Source organism: Streptomyces sp. NRRL S-31, assembly GCF_000718775.1.
Taxonomy (GTDB): domain Bacteria; phylum Actinomycetota; class Actinomycetes; order Streptomycetales; family Streptomycetaceae; genus Streptomyces.
Window position 1 is genome coordinate 26,246 of the sequence record NZ_JOCB01000085.1, and the last position, 12,207, is coordinate 38,452.

Annotated in this window: 9 protein-coding genes and 1 tRNA gene; 2 read left to right on the plus strand and 8 right to left on the minus strand. The window is 70.2% G+C overall.

The window, feature by feature from the left end; translation table 11 throughout:
* Positions 1–10: 10 nt before the first annotated feature.
* Positions 11–1,447 carry a pyruvate kinase gene (pyk, locus tag IF37_RS0128525; RefSeq protein ID WP_030748633.1) on the plus strand — a complete coding sequence of 479 codons (1,437 nt, stop codon included), beginning with the start codon at positions 11–13 and terminating at the stop codon, positions 1,445–1,447.
* 145 nt (positions 1,448–1,592) lie between these two features.
* On the opposite strand, the gene IF37_RS0128530 is transcribed toward pyk, so the two are convergent.
* Positions 1,593–1,675: transfer RNA gene (locus IF37_RS0128530), tRNA-Leu, on the minus strand.
* A gap of 101 nt (positions 1,676–1,776) precedes the next feature.
* On the opposite strand from IF37_RS0128530, the gene IF37_RS0128535 reads away from it, so the two are divergent.
* Positions 1,777–2,436, plus strand: a complete 660-nt coding sequence (locus tag IF37_RS0128535) for an ANTAR domain-containing response regulator (protein ID WP_030748636.1) — start codon at positions 1,777–1,779, stop codon at positions 2,434–2,436.
* 148 nt (positions 2,437–2,584) lie between these two features.
* Here the strand turns inward: IF37_RS0128535 and IF37_RS0128540 are convergent, their stop codons facing one another.
* The 7 genes from IF37_RS0128540 to IF37_RS0128570 all read right to left on the minus strand — a co-directional run bounded on the left by IF37_RS0128540 (position 2,585) and on the right by IF37_RS0128570 (position 12,079).
* Positions 2,585–3,301 (minus strand): ABC transporter ATP-binding protein, encoded by a 717-nt coding sequence (locus IF37_RS0128540; RefSeq protein WP_030748639.1) that lies wholly within the window; start codon positions 3,299–3,301, stop codon positions 2,585–2,587.
* A complete protein-coding gene (locus IF37_RS0128545; RefSeq protein WP_030748642.1) occupies positions 3,298–4,254 on the minus strand; it encodes an ABC transporter ATP-binding protein in 957 nt (318 codons plus the stop codon). The genes IF37_RS0128540 and IF37_RS0128545 overlap by 4 nt, the downstream gene beginning before the upstream one ends.
* A 5-nt stretch (positions 4,255–4,259) precedes the next feature.
* Positions 4,260–6,086 carry a branched-chain amino acid ABC transporter permease gene (locus IF37_RS0128550; protein ID WP_030748646.1) on the minus strand — a complete coding sequence of 609 codons (1,827 nt, stop codon included), beginning with the start codon at positions 6,084–6,086 and terminating at the stop codon, positions 4,260–4,262.
* Positions 6,087–6,091: 5 nt separating this feature from the next.
* Positions 6,092–7,021: a branched-chain amino acid ABC transporter permease gene (locus IF37_RS0128555; protein ID WP_030748649.1), complete on the minus strand. Its 930-nt coding sequence runs from the start codon at positions 7,019–7,021 to the stop codon at positions 6,092–6,094.
* Between the two features lie 110 nt (positions 7,022–7,131).
* Entirely contained in the window at positions 7,132–8,367 is a 1,236-nt protein-coding gene (locus IF37_RS0128560) for a branched-chain amino acid ABC transporter substrate-binding protein (protein WP_030748652.1), read from the minus strand.
* A gap of 854 nt (positions 8,368–9,221) precedes the next feature.
* On the minus strand, positions 9,222–9,713 hold the full coding sequence (locus IF37_RS0128565; RefSeq protein WP_030748655.1) for a PaaI family thioesterase: 492 nt from the start codon (positions 9,711–9,713) through the stop codon (positions 9,222–9,224).
* Between the two features lie 53 nt (positions 9,714–9,766).
* Positions 9,767–12,079, minus strand: coding sequence for an FdhF/YdeP family oxidoreductase (locus tag IF37_RS0128570; RefSeq protein ID WP_030748658.1), 2,313 nt, complete (start codon positions 12,077–12,079; stop codon positions 9,767–9,769).
* Positions 12,080–12,207: the final 128 nt, after the last annotated feature.

Sequence of the window (12,207 nt, forward strand, 5' to 3'; positions counted from 1 at the left end):
GGCTCGATCCATGCGCCGAGCAAAGATCGTCTGTACCCTGGGGCCCGCCACCGACTCGTACGACCAGATCAAGGCACTGGTCGAGGCCGGAATGGACGTCGCCCGGTTCAACCTCAGCCACGGCACCCGGGCCGAGCACGAGGAGCGTTACCAGCGCGTGCGAAAGGCGGCCGACGAAACCGGCCGCAGCGTCGGCATCCTCGCGGACCTTCAGGGCCCGAAGATCCGGCTCGGCCGCTTCGCCGAAGGCCCCGTACTCCTCGAACGCGACGACACCTTCACCATCACCGTGGAGGACGGCGTCGAGGGCGACCGCCACCGGTGCGGCACCACGCACGCCGGCCTCGCCGCCGACGTCACCCCCGGCGAGCGCGTCCTGGTGGACGACGGCAAGGTCTGCCTGGAGGTCACCGCCGTCGACGGCCCCCGGGTGCGCACCCGCGTGGTCGAGGGCGGTGTCGTCTCCGACCACAAGGGCCTCAACCTCCCCGGCGTCGCCGTCTCCGTCCCCGCCCTCTCCGAGAAGGACGAGGACGACCTGCGCTGGGCGCTGCGCACCGGCTTCGACGTGATCGCCCTCTCCTTCGTCCGCAGCGCCGACGACATCGAGGACGTGCACCGGATCATGGCCGAGGAGGGCCGTCGCCTCCCGGTGATCGCCAAGGTCGAGAAGCCGCAGGCGGTGCGGAACCTCGAAGGCATCGTCGCCGCCTTCGACGGGCTGATGGTCGCCCGCGGCGACCTGGGTGTCGAGATGCCGCTGGAACAGGTGCCGATCGTCCAGAAGCGTGCGATCAAGCTCGCCCGGCGCAACGCCAAGCCGGTGATCGTCGCCACCCAGATGCTCGACTCGATGATCGAGAACTCCCGGCCCACCCGCGCCGAGGCATCCGACGTCGCCAACGCGATCCTGGACGGCACCGACGCGGTGATGCTCTCCGGCGAGACCAGCGTCGGAAAGTACCCGGTCGAGACCGTGCGCACCATGGCGAAGATCGTCACCGCGGTCGAGGAGGAGGTGCTGGCCAAGGGCCTGCCCCCGCTGACCGACCGGAACAAGCCACGCACCCAGGGCGGCGCCGTCGCCCGCGCCGCCGCCGAGATGGGCGACTTCCTCGACGCGAAGTTCCTGGTCGCCTTCACCCAGTCCGGGGACACCGCCCGCCGGCTCTCCCGCTACCGCTCGCCGATCCCGCTGCTCGCCTTCACCCCCGAGCCGGCCACCCGCTCCCAGCTCAGCCTCACCTGGGGCGCGGAGACCTTCCTCGGCCCGCACGTGGACTCCACGGACGCGATGGTCGAGCAGGTGGACGAGCTGCTGCTGGAGTACGGCCGCTGCGAGCGGGGCGATGTCGTGGTGATCACGGCGGGCTCCCCGCCCGGTGTCTCCGGCTCGACCAACATGGTGCGGGTCCACCACATCGGTGAGGACGACAGCCCGAGGTGACCGGCCGGGGCCCGCGCGGGCCCCTGGCGGCGCCCGGGGCCGACGCGGGTGCCACCCGGCGCGATCAAGCGCCCCGGCCCCTTCCTGTACGCCGAAAAGCGGAAGACCACACGCACGTGGTCTTCCGCTTTTCGGGTTCCCTCGGTGCCGGGTGCGGGATTCGAACCCGCAAGCCCTTTCGGGCAGATGTGTTTGAGACATCCGTGTATGCCATTCCACCAACCCGGCAGGACTGGCTGCTCGGAAGCATACCGGGTCAACACAGCTCCCTGCCGCTAGGTAGGCTGCATAGGCAGCAGCACCTGCCCGGCCCGTACCGAGGAGCCCCCGTGACCGCCCCCGAGTCGCCCCAGCCCGTAGACGTGCCCGACGACGACGCGTCGCACGTGCCTCCGCTGACGACCCGTGTCGTCATCGCCGAGGACGAGGCACTGATCCGGCTCGACCTCAAGGAGATGCTGGAGGAGGAGGGGTACACCGTCGTCGGCGAGGCCGGGGACGGCGAGCAGGCCGTCGAGCTGGCCCGCGAGCACAAGCCGGACCTGGTCATCCTGGACGTGAAGATGCCCAAGCTGGACGGCATCTCCGCGGCGGAGAAGATCGCCGAGGAGTCCATCGCGCCGGTCCTGATGCTCACCGCGTTCTCGCAGCGCGACCTCGTGGAGCGGGCCCGGGACGCCGGTGCCATGGCCTACCTGGTCAAGCCGTTCAGCAAGAGCGACGTCGTCCCGGCGATCGAGATGGCCGTCTCCCGGTTCACCGAGCTGAAGCAGCTGGAGCAGGAGGTCGCCGACCTCACCCAGCGGCTGGAGACCCGCAAGCTGGTCGACCGCGCGAAGTCCATCCTCCAGACCGAGTACGGCCTGACCGAGCCGGCCGCCTTCCGCTGGATCCAGAAGACCTCCATGGACCGCCGCATGTCGATGCAGCAGGTCGCCGAGGCGGTCATCGCGGACAACGAGGAGAAGAAGGCGGCCAAGAAGGGCTGACCACCGCTCGTACGACGAGGCCCGCGCCCCGGAGAAGGGGGCGCGGGCCTCGTCGCGTGCCCGGACGGCCGGGTGTGCCCGGACGGCCGGGTGTGGCCGGCCGGGCGGGGGAACCGCCCGTTTCCGAGCGGCCGCCGTGGACGGACGGTCAGTCCTCGCCGAGGTAGGCCTTCCGCACCGACTCGTCGTGCAGCAGGTCCCGCCCGGTCCCCGACAGGACGATGCTGCCGACCTCCATGACATGACCCTGGTCGGCGAGCGAGAGCGCCGCCTGGGCGTTCTGCTCCACCAGCAGGATGGTGGTGCCCTGGGACTTCAGCTCGGCGATCGTCGCCATGATCTTCTGCATCATGATCGGGGACAGCCCCATCGACGGCTCGTCCAGCATCAGCAGCTTCGGCTGGGACATCAGCGCCCTGCCCATCGCCAGCATCTGCTGCTCACCGCCGGAGAGGGTGCCCGCGGCCTGCTTCCGCCGCTCCCCGAGGATGGGGAAGAGGTCGTAGGCGCGCTGGATGTCCTGTTCGATGCCCGGTCTGTCGCTGCGCAGGAACGCGCCGAGGCGCAGATTGTCCTCGATGGTCATGCGCGGGAAGATGTGCCGCCCCTCGGGGGAGTGGGCGAGGCCCAGCGAGACCACCTGGTGCGCCGGGACCTTCTTCAGCGACTTGCCGTTGAACCGGATCTGTCCGCCGACCGGCTTCAGCAGCCCGGACAGCGTGCGCAGGGTGGTGGTCTTGCCGGCGCCGTTGGTGCCGATGAGGGTGACCACCTGGCCGGCCTCGACCGTGAAGGAGATGCCCTTGACGGCTTCGATCTTGCCGTAGGCGACCCGCAGGTCCTCGACTTCCAGCAGTGCGGTCATCGGTCGTTCTCCTTGCCGGGCGCGGCGTCGGTCGGGGTGTCGGCGCCCGTGGCCGCGGGGTCGGCGTGTGCCCCGGCGGCGGCCCCGGCGTGTGCCTCGGCGGCTGCCACCTCGGCGGCCTCCTCGGCGCCGGGCGCGTCCTCGAAGGGTTCGCCGAGGTAGGCGGCGACCACGCGCTCGTCGCCCTGGACGGTCGCGCTGTCGCCCTCGATCAGCTTCTCGCCCTGTACGAGTACGGCCACGCGGTCGCACAGGTTGAAGATGAAGCGCATGTCGTGCTCGATGACGAGGACGGCGATGCCCATGTCCCGGATGGCGAAGACCAGTTCCTCGGTGGTCCGGGTCTCCTGCGGGTTCATGCCGGCCGTGGGCTCGTCGAGCAGCAGCAGACCGGGCTCGCTGGCGAGGGCGCGCGCGATCTCCAGCTTGCGCTGCTCGCCGTAGGGCAGGTTGCGGGCGAGATGTTCGGCCTTGTGGCCGAGGCCGACGAACTCCAGCAGCTCCATGGCGCGGTCCCGGGATGCCTTCTCGGCCCGGTGGAAGCCGGGTCCGCGCAGCACGGCGGACCAGAAGCCCTCCTTGGTGCGGGTGTGCCGGCCGACCAGGACGTTCTCCAGGACGGTCATGTTGGCGAACAGCCGGATGTTCTGGAAGGTGCGCGCGATGCCGGCCGCGGTGACCTTGAAGGACTTGGGCGGCAGGACCTCGCCCCGGTACCGGACCTCGCCCTCGGTGGGGACGTACAGGCCGGTCAGGCAGTTGAAGAAGGTCGTCTTGCCGGCGCCGTTGGGGCCGATGAGGCCGACGATCTCGCCGGCGCCGACGGTCAGGTTCACGTCGCGTACGGCGGTCAGGCCGCCGAAGCGCATGGTGACGCCGCGGGCGTCGAGGACGGTCTGGCCGGGCCCGGCGGCGCCGGCGGGGGTGTCCTTGGTGGTGGTGTCGGTGGTCATGGTGGTCAGGCCCCCGCCTTCGTGAGGAGGGTGGGCGCTTCGGCATCTTCGTGGAACTCGAGCTGGCGGCGCCGGTTGGGGATGAGGCCCTCGGGGCGGAACCGCATCAGCAGGATGAGCGCGAGGCCGAAGGCGAAGAGCTGGTAGTTGCCGAGGAACTGGAGCTTGTTGGGGATCAGGAAGAGCAGGGCCGCGCCGATCAGCGGTCCGCTGATGGTGCCCATGCCGCCGAGGACGACCGCGGCGAGCAGGAAGGCCGAGTTGGGCGGGATGGGACCGGCGAAGAGGTACTGCTCGGGTGTCACGGTGTAGGTGACGTGGGCCTGCACGGTGCCGGCGAGGCCGGCGAGCGAGGCGCCGACGGCGAAGGCGATGAGCTTGACCCGGAAGCCGTTGATGCCCATGGCGAGCGCGGCGGTCTCGTCCTCGCGGATGGCCACCCAGGCCCGTCCGATGCGGGAGTTGCCGCTGCGGCGGAAGACCAGGACCACGATGGCGGTGATGATCAGCATCAGGAAGAAGTAGTTGGCGAACCGGCCGATGGTGAAGCCGCCCATGTCGTGCTGGGCGCCGAAGTCGAAGCCGAACACGTCGAGGTTGGGGATCGAGGAGACGCCGTTGGAGCCGTTGGTGATGTCGGGTCCGGAGGTGCCGTCCAGGTTGTTCGCCGTGATGCGGAAGATCTCACCGAAGCCGAGGGTGACGATGGCGAGGTAGTCGCCGCGCAGCCGGAGCGTCGGGGCGCCGATCAGCACGCCGAAGACCAGCGAGGCGGCGGCGCCGACCAGGACCGCGGCCCAGAACGGGAAGTGCACGTCGAAGGGCGAGCTGGGGGAGCCGGAGACCAGGGAGGCCGCGTAGGCGCCGACGCCGAGGAAGGCGACGTAACCGAGGTCGAGGAGGCCGGCGAGGCCGACGACGATGTTCAGGCCGAGGGCGACGGTGGCGAAGATCAGGATGTAGACGCCGAGGGTGGCGTACTGGTCGCTGGTCTGGGTGAAGGGGAACAGGGCCGCCGCAACGAAGGCACCGCAGATGGTGATGTTCTGGTGCCGGGAGGTGATCTGCGAGGCCTGGGCGATCAGGCCGGCCTTGTTGAGCGCGGCGAAGCCGAAGCCCGCGGTGATCAGGAAGCCGATGAACAGTTCGTCGTACTCGGTGCCGATGCCGTAGGTGAAGACGATCAGACCGAGGGCCAGGATCGCGACGATGATCAGGATCTCGGCGTAGGACGGCAGGGCGGGCACGGGGCGGGGGGAACCGGCGGAGAAGACGGCCTTGGTGGTCTCCCACTGGTGCGCGGCGCCGTGCTTGAACTTCTCCCAGCCGGTGTCGTCGGGGTCGATCGGCTCGGGCTCGGGCCGCTGGAAGGGCAGTGCGAGGGCACCGGCCAGGGCGGCGAGGCTGGCGACGGCGACGAGGATGCCGCCCGGTTCCAGGTTGACGACCCCGCCGAGGTCGGAGCTGATCGCGATGACCGTGTACCAGCTGGTGGCGAAGGTGGCGAGGGTGGCGAAGCGCAGGGCGGCATCGGCCCCGGCGGGCACCAGCCAGCCGAGCCCCTTCAGGCCGTAGGAGGCGAGCGCGAACAGGGTGGCGAGGAGCGCGCCGATGAGGACGAGGACCTGGAGGCCGCCGGGGTAGCCGTAGACGGTGAGGTCACCGGGGAACGCGGCGGTCCAGGTCCAGGCGAGGAAGGTGGAGAGGATCGTCAGCGCGCTGCCGCCGAGGGCGAGGGCGCGGCCGGCCTTCTCGGGCAGGGGCACCAGGCCGGAGGGGGCGTCGGCCCCGTGGGCGCCGGGGGTCTCGGGCGCGGTGGTCTGTGTGGTCATCGGTCTCACGCCCTGTCCGCGACGCGTTCGCCGAGCAGGCCCTGCGGCCTGAACAGCAGTACGAGAATGAGGAGTACGAAGGCCCAGACGTCGGCCCAGGACTGGCTGCCGAACTTGTCCATGCCCGGGATGTCGGCGATGTAGGCGGTGGCCAGGGTCTCGGCGACGCCGAGGACCACACCGCCGATCATGGCACCGTAGATGTTGCCGATGCCGCCGAGGACGGCCGCGGTGAACGCCTTCAGACCGAGGATGAAGCCCATCCGGAAGTTGATCTCGCCGTACTTTAGGCCGTAGGCGACGGACCCGACCGCGGCGAACGCGGCGCCGAGCGCGAACGCGATCACGATGATGCGGTCGGTGTTGACGCCCATCAGCTTGGCGGTGTCCGGGTCCTGGGCGGTGGCCTGCATACCGCGTCCGGTGCGGGTCTTCATCACGAAGTACGCGAGGATCGCCATGCTGAGCGGGGCGGCGACGACCAGGAAGACGTCACCGGTCTGGATCGTGACGCTGCCGATCTCGAAGGGGCCGCCCTCGATCTGCGGGAAGGTGCGCGCGGACTTCGCCTCCGGGTACCAGGCCCACACCGCCTGCTGGAGCGCGAGGGAGAGGCCGATCGCCGTGATGAGCGGCGCGAGGCGTGGGGCGGTGCGGAGGGGACGGTAGGCGAACCGTTCCGCCCCCACGGCGATGGCGACCGCGACGATGACGGCGCCGATGATCATCAGCGGCAGCGCGATCCACATGGTGGTGCCGCCGGGGAGCCAGAGCCAGACGGTGAGCGCGCCGAACGCCCCCGTCATGAATATCTCGCCGTGGGCGAAGTTGATGAGCTGGACGATGCCGTAGACCATGGTGTAGCCGATGGCGACCAGCCCGTACATGGATCCTAGTAGCAGGCCGTTGACCAGCTGCTGCGGCAGTTCGTTCACCGCATGTCCTCCGAGCTTTCGGAAAGTGCGAGGGATGTGGCCGGATGCGACACCGCGCGGGACGCCAGTGGAACAGCGCCCCGCGCGGCTCGTGGGTGGTTCAGGCGCGGTCAGCCGGTGTAGGTACCGGACTTGACGGTCACCCAGGCACCGTTCTTCACGGCGTACACGGTCAGCTGCTTGTTGGTGGCATCGCCGTACTCGTCGAAGGAGACCTTGCCGGTCACACCGTCGAAGGACACGCCCTGCATGGCCTCGGTGACCTTCGCGCGGGCGTCGGAGGGCAGCTTGCCGCCATTGGCGTCGACGACCTTCTTCACGGCCTCGATGATCGACCAGGCGGAGTCGTAGGCGTAGCCGCCGTATGCCGAGTACTCCTCCTTGTAGCCGGCGGCCTTGTAGTCGGCGACGAACTGCTTGGCGGAGGGGAGGTCCTCGACCGGGGCGCCGACGGAGGTGGCGAGGTCACCGGTGGCCTCGGAGCCCGCCAGCTTCATGAACGTGTCGTCCTTGATGCCGTCACCGCCGACCAGCGGGACCTTGGCGCCGGCGGCCTTGATCTGCTTGCTCAGCGGACCGGCCTGCGGGTACTCGCCGCCGTAGTAGACCACGTCGGCGCCGGAGTTCTTGACCTTGGTGGCGACCGCGGAGAAGTCCTTGGCGTCCGGGTTGATGTGCTCGGTGCCGACCACCTTGCCGCCGAGCTTCTTGAACTCGCCGGTGAAGGTGGCCGCGAGGCCGGAGCCGTAGGTCTTCTTGTCGTCGATGACGAAGACCTTCTTCTTCTTGGCGGTGGTGTAGACGTACTGGGCGGCGAACGGGCCCTGGATGGCGTCCGTGGTCGCGGTGCGGAAGTACGCCTTGTACGGGCGGACCTTCTTGTTCTGCCAGTCCGCGCCCTGGGTCAGGGCCGGGCCGGTGTTGGCCGGGGAGACCTGGACCAGCTTGGCGTCGTCGAAGACCTTCTGCATCGACTCGGCGACCGAGGAGTTCAGCGGGCCGACGACACCGAGGACCTCGCTCTCGCCGACGAACTTGGAGGCGTTCTGCTGGCCGGCGGACGGCTGCGCCTGGTCGTCGAGGGCCTCGATCTTGAAGGTGACGCCCTTGACGAGGCTCTGCTTGTTGGCGGTCTTGGCGGCGAGATCCGCCGAGTTCTTGATCCCGAGGCCCATGGCGGACAGCTCGCCGGTCAGGGGGGCGTCGACGCCGATGACAACGGTGGTGCCGCCGCCCTCGCCGGAGCCCGAGCCCTTGTCGCCGCTGTCGCGCGAGCCGCAGGCGGTGAGTGTGAGCGCTCCCGCCGCCAGCGCGGCGGTGATGGCGATAAGCGAACGTTGACGCACGATCAGTCCTTTCCCCAGGCACAACCGCCTCCCCGTGGAAGCGGCCGAGTCGCGCGCCGCGCTGAATTGACAATCCGAAGGCGCGGTGACTGGCCGTGACTCTAGGCGTGTGTAGGGAACGTGGAGGAGTGTCTGAGCGAGGCTGTGACGCTCTTGTTATGACACGACGTAATGCACAGCGGTACGCCGTGGGCGGGAAGGCTGAATTCGGGTGGATTCGCACCGTCCGCATTCTGAGAATCCGCAGGACTCGCCATGATCAATTCAGGCGTCTCGGCGGTTTTGCTGATGACCGAATTTCGTTGCTACAGGCGACTTCCGGGGTTCGGGAGGGGGATGGACGGGTGCCGCCGTACCGGGATGAAGCGCTGTGCCTGTATTGCGCGCGTATTACGCAGAGTTACAACCAGGAAAGGCGGACCGGCGTTCCCGGAGGCTTTCCCGCATTTCGTCACGTGCAGCGTTATCGTGATCTTGTGGGTGGAATCCGCCCTCGGCTGGAACGGAACGAATGATTCCGTGGTGCGGGGAGAGGTCGGCGTGCGGCTGTGTCACGCGCGGCACGGCGGCCGGCGGCCCCGATGTCACGCACAGTAGGACCCTGGAGCCGAAGGTGCGGGGCGGGCGGCCTGCGGGGCGGGGCGCTGTGGTGCGGGGCGCTGTGGTGAGGTGCGGGCGGCACGCGCCTGACGGCCGATCAACTTGCTTGATGCGTTCACCGCTTGACGCCGGGGGGCGGTCCGCGTGGCGGCCTCACCCCCGGCGGCGCGGGCCTCCTCGTCGTCCCCTGAGCCGAGGCCAAGGGCGGGGACGGGCACGGGGACGGCGAGGGATGACGCTCCGGTCGAGCGTGTTCAGCTCTCGGCGGTCCGCGCCGGGGCGCCGTCGCCGGGGTGTATGTCCCGCAGCAGGCAGGTCAGCCGGGCGGAGCAGACCCGGCGGCCCTGCTCGTCGCTGATCACGATCTCGTACGTCGCGGTGGACCGGCCCCGGTGCACGGGCGTGGCCACGCCCGTCACCAGGCCCGAGCGGGCCCCCCGGTGGTGGGTGCAGTTGAGGTCCACACCGACCGCGATCTTGGAGGCGCCGCCGTGCAGCATGGAGCCGACCGAGCCCAGCGTCTCCGCGAGCACCGCGGAGGCGCCGCCGTGCAGCAGGCCGTACGGCTGGGTGTTGCCCTCCACCGGCATCGTCCCGACGACCTTCTCCGCCGAGGCCTCCACGATGCGCACGCCCATGCGCGCGCCGAGGTGGCCGGCGGAGAAAAGGGCGGGCAGATCCACGCCGAGCGCCGCGTACTCGTCGATGACCTCTTGCGGGAACTTCACACTCTGCTGCTCGCCCATGGGCCAGGCTCCGTTCTTCGTCCACCGGTCTGGTCTGCTCGCTGAGCGAACGCTCAGTCGGTCGCCGATTCTTCCAGACGGCTCTCCGGGGCCCCGGTGTGGGCTTCGAGCCGCACGACGACGGACTTGCTGGCCGGGGTGTTGCTGGTGTCGGCGGTGGCGTCGAGCGGCACCAGGACGTTCGTCTCGGGGTAGTAGGCCGCGGCGCACCCGCGGGCCGTCGGATACAGCACCACCCGGAAGCCGGGCGCCCGCCGCTCCACGCCGTCCCGCCACTCGCTCACCAGGTCGACGTACTGCCCGTCGGCGAACCCGAGCGAACCCGCGTCCTCGGGGTGCACCAGCACCACCCGCCGCCCGCCCGTGATGCCGCGGTAACGGTCGTCCAGGCCGTAGATCGTGGTGTTGTACTGGTCGTGCGAGCGCAGGGTCTGGAGCAGCAGCCGGCCCTCGGGCAGCCGCGGGTACTCCACCGGCGCGGCCGTGAAGTTCGCCTTGCCGGTGGCGGTCGGGAAGCGGCGCTCGTCGCGCGGGGCGTGCGGCAGCGCGAACCCGCCGGGCCGGTCCACGCGCGCGTTGAAGTCCTCGAAACCGGGGATCACGCGCGCGATGCGGTCCCGGATCGCGGCGTAGTCCCGGGCGAACTCCTCCCACGGCACGACACTGCGGTCGCCGAGCACCCGGCGGGCCAGACCGCAGACGATGGCCGGCTCGGACCGGAGCTGCGGGCTCGCGGGCTTCAGCCGCCCGCGCGAGGCGTGCACCATGCCCATCGAGTCCTCGACCGTCACGAACTGCTCACCGCCCGCCCGCACATCGCGCTCGGTGCGGCCCAGGGTGGGCAGGATCAGCGCCCGCGCGCCCGTGACCACGTGCGAGCGGTTCAGCTTGGTCGACACGTGCACGGTCAGCCGCGCCCGCCGCATCGCGGCCTCGGTGACCTCGGTGTCGGGCGAGGCGGAGACGAAGTTGCCGCCCATGGCGAAGAACACCTTCGCCTCGCCGTCGCGCAGCGCACGGATGGCCCGTACGACGTCGAAGCCGTGCTCGCGCGGCGGCGCGAACCCGAACTCCTGCTCCAGCGCGTCCAGGAAGGCCGGGGCGGGCCGCTCGAAGATGCCCATGGTGCGGTCGCCCTGGACGTTGCTGTGCCCGCGCACCGGGCACACGCCCGCCCCCGGGCGGCCGATGTTGCCGCGCAGCAGCAGGAAGTTGACCACCTCCCGGATGGTCGGGACGGAGTGCTTGTGCTGGGTGAGGCCCATCGCCCAGCACACGATGGTCCGCCGCGAGGCGAGGACCATGCCGAGGGCCCGCTCGATCTCCGCGCGCGTGAGGCCGGTCGCCGCGAGCGTCTCGTCCCAGTCGGCGGCACGGGCGGCCTCGGTGAACTCCTCGAAGCCGTGGGTGTGCTCCTCGACGAACCCCTCGTCGACCGCGCCGTCGGTCTCCAGGATCAGCTTGTTCAGCAGCCGGAAGAGGGCCTGGTCGCCGCCGATGCGGATCTGGAGGAACAGGTCGGTGAGGGCGGCGCCCTTCACCAGCCCCTGCGGGGTCTGCGGGTTCTTGAAGCGCTCCAGGCCCGCCTCGGGCAGCGGGTTGACACTGATGATCCGCGCGCCGTTCGCCTTCGCCTTCTCCAGCGCGGAGAGCATGCGCGGATGGTTCGTGCCCGGATTCTGGCCCGCGACGATGATCAGGTCCGCCTGGTACAGATCCTCCAGCAGGACGCTGCCCTTGCCGATGCCGATGGTCTCGCCGAGCGCCGAACCGGACGACTCGTGGCACATGTTCGAGCAGTCCGGCAGGTTGTTGGTGCCCAGCTCGCGCGCGAAGAGCTGGTACAGGAACGCGGCCTCGTTGCTGGTGCGGCCCGAGGTGTAGAAGACGGCCTCGTCCGGGGAGCCGAGGGCGGCGATCTCCTCGGCGACGATGTCGAACGCCCGCTCCCAGGAGACCGGCTCGTAGTGCGTACCGCCCTCCGGGAGGTACATCGGGTGCGTGAGCCGGCCCTGCTGGCCCAGCCAGTAGCCGCTGCGGCCGGACAGGTCGGCGACGGAGCGGGCGGCGAAGAACTCGGGCGTGACCCGCCGCAGCGTGGCCTCCTCGGCGACCGCCTTGGCGCCGTTCTCGCAGAACTCCGCGGCGTGCCGGTGGTCCGGCTCCGGCCAGGCGCAGCCCGGGCAGTCGAAGCCGTCCTTCTGGTTCACCCGCAGCAGCGTGAGCGCGGTGCGCCGCACGCCCATCTGCTGCCGGGCGATGCGCAGCGTGTGCCCGACGGCCGGCAGACCGGCCGCCGCGTGCCGGGGCTCCGCGACCTGCGGCGCGTCCTGGACCGGATCCCCCTTGGGCGGCTTCGTCGCCATCGCACGCTCCCCTTCGACTGCGTGTGAGAAGTACGCCGACGATCCTCCCACGGCCCACTGACACGGGAACCGGGCGGGCGGGCCCTCGGATCGGCGGCTGTCTCTTATACACATCTGAAGCTGCCGAC

Excerpts from the sequence above, each read along its gene's own strand:
- IF37_RS0128565 (WP_030748655.1), bottom strand. The coding sequence starts at position 9,713 with ATGGGCGAGCAGCAGAGTGTGAAGTTCCCGCAAGAGGTCATCGACGAG.
- pyk (WP_030748633.1), top strand. The coding sequence starts at position 11 with ATGCGCCGAGCAAAGATCGTCTGTACCCTGGGGCCCGCCACCGACTCG.
- IF37_RS0128550 (WP_030748646.1), bottom strand. The coding sequence starts at position 6,086 with ATGACCACACAGACCACCGCGCCCGAGACCCCCGGCGCCCACGGGGCC.
- IF37_RS0128570 (WP_030748658.1), bottom strand. The coding sequence starts at position 12,079 with ATGGCGACGAAGCCGCCCAAGGGGGATCCGGTCCAGGACGCGCCGCAG.
- IF37_RS0128545 (WP_030748642.1), bottom strand. The coding sequence starts at position 4,254 with ATGACCACCGACACCACCACCAAGGACACCCCCGCCGGCGCCGCCGGG.
- IF37_RS0128540 (WP_030748639.1), bottom strand. The coding sequence starts at position 3,301 with ATGACCGCACTGCTGGAAGTCGAGGACCTGCGGGTCGCCTACGGCAAG.